This is a genomic window from Mesorhizobium sp. M7A.F.Ca.CA.003.01.2.1 (assembly GCF_003998945.1).
GTDB lineage: Bacteria > Pseudomonadota > Alphaproteobacteria > Rhizobiales > Rhizobiaceae > Mesorhizobium > Mesorhizobium ciceri.
This window is the reverse complement of sequence record NZ_RZRA01000904.1, coordinates 1-2288: the sequence shown is the minus strand read 5'-3', so window position 1 is coordinate 2288 and position 2288 is coordinate 1. Positions and strand designations below refer to the sequence as shown.

Genomic DNA, 2288 nt, shown 5'->3' with positions numbered 1-2288 from the left:
GTGCCCGACAGATTGCCGCGGATGCGGCCGTCCTCGCTGGTGTAGCCCGCACCGAAGGCGAACGCGCCGGCGTCGCGCCAGAGGCCGCCACCCGCCGCGACGCTCAGCTTTCCGGGCCGGTCGTCGTAGCGCAGCGAGGCGGCGGCGAGGCCTATCGCGGCCGCCTGCCGGGCCTCGTCGCGGATGCCGTTGATGTCCGAATTGAGCTGGCCGAGCTTCTGGTCGGTATAGTCGTTGGCCTGCTGCAGGGTCGTGGCGGCTACCTTGTCGGTGTAGTCGTTGGACGTATCGATAGCGTAAGCCACGCGGTTGTCCGTATAGCTCTTGCCGGCGGTCAGGCCCTGGTTCATCTGTTCGACATTGACCGCATCGGTCCCTTTGACGCCGGGGCCGACATTGGAGATGACGACCGGCGCGTTGACGTCGCCACCCTGCAGCGTGATGGTGTTCGACTTGACGCCGCCCGGGGCGTCATAGGTCACCGCGTTCTGGGTGAGGTTTCCGACGCCGGCTTTCAAATCCTCGATCGCCGTGTTGGTGGCGTAGAGCTGCGAGCCGTTGATCGCATCCGTGCTGCCGGCATCGACGCGCCCGGCGGCGACGTTGGTGATCGTCCGCTCGGCGCCGGCATCGCCGACGCTGACGGTTCCGGTCGGAGTCGTTCCGGCGAAGGTGTAGGTCTTGCCGCCGATGACGGTGCTGGAGGTGCCGACGGCTGTCTGCGTCACCGAGCCGGAGCCGAGCGCCACATCGTGGGCGTTGTTGGCCTGCGCACCCTGGCCGAGCGCGACGGCGCCCGCCCCGGTAGCCGTCGAGCCATGGCCCGCAGCCACGCTCTCGGCGCCGCTCGCCACGCTTTCCGGCCCGATCGCCACCGCGTTGGTGCCGCCGGCGATGCTGTCGGCCAGCGTCGAATTGGCGTGGAAGTATTTGATGCCGCCGCCATTGCTGATGGTGGTCAGGGCATTGTCGACGGCCGTCAGGCCGTCATAGACGGTCGAGTAGTTGTTGCCCTGGATAGTGTAGGTCGGGCCGGTGATCGAGCCGTCGGGATTGATCGTGGTAACGCCGCCGAACAGGTCGGTGACGTTTTTCGTCACGCCGCGCAACTGCGAGACGTTGACGCCGTCGGTGTCGGCCGAGCCCGCCGCGACATTGGTCAGCTTGCGTTCGGCCCCGGCGGCGCCGATCGACACCTCGCCGACCGAGGTCTGCGCGCCAGCAAGCCCATAGGCCGCGTAGTTCGTTTGTGCGCCGACCGTGGTGATGGACTGCGCACCAAGCGCGACGCTGTTGATGAAGGTGCTTTGGGCGCCGGCGCCGAGCGCCACCGACTGGATGCCGGAGGCGGTCGAATTGGTGCCGAGCGCCAGGCCGTCGGCCAGCAGCACATGCGCGTTCTGGCCGATGGCCGTTCCGCCGGGTGCTGTCTGGTCGACGATGGCGCCGTTGCCGATGCCGATGCCGTTGTCGCCGTTGACGACGGTCGTCGGACCGACCGCGACCGACTCCGCGCCGACCGCCAGCGAGTCGCCCGCCGCCGAATTGGCATGGAAGTATTTCGTCGAGGTGACCGACACGGCAGCGATGGCGCCGGCGAGCTGGCGCACCGTCACCGCGTCCTGGTCCTGCGTGCCGTCGGCCACATTGGTGATCTGCCGGTAGGAGTTGACGTCGCCGACCGAAACCGCGCCGAGCAGCGCCTTGTCGGTCGTGTTGAACTGGATGAAGTTCGACGGACCGGCTGCGATCTGGCCGGTAGCCGGAGCGATCGCGCGATTGGAGATCGAACCCGAGCCCAGCGCCACGCTGCCGTCGATGCTGGCGTTGCTGGCGCGGCCGAGCGCCAGCGCGCTGACCCCGGTCGCGGTCGCCTGGTAGCCGACAGCGGTGGAGCCGACACCTTGTGCGAAGGAATCGGTCTGCGCCAGTCCGGCCTCGTTAGTGCGAGCGTAGCGGATGCCGATGCCGTTGGCGTCGGTGTAGGCGGTCGAGGTGTCGCCGGCGATGTTGTTGACAATGTTGCCGAGATTGGTCACGCCAGCGCCAAGATTGTTGACGGTGGTGCCGATGGCATCGACGGCCTGGTTGGTGGCGGCGAGCTGCGAGCCGTTGAGGGCGTCGGTCGACGTCGAGCTGATCCGCCCCGCGGCGACATTGGTGATGGTGCGTTCCGCACCGACCGCGCCGACGCTGACCGTCGAGGTCGGATTGGTGCCCTGGAAGGCATAGGTCGTGCCGTTGATCACGGTGCTCGGCGTGGCGACAGCGACGTCGGTGACACCTGT

General features: G+C 67.9%; 1 protein-coding gene. It reads right to left on the bottom strand.

The window, feature by feature from the left end:
• Positions 1 to 2288 (bottom strand): YadA-like family protein (locus EN969_RS27435; protein WP_206525241.1); only part of this gene is annotated, 2288 nt, incomplete at both ends.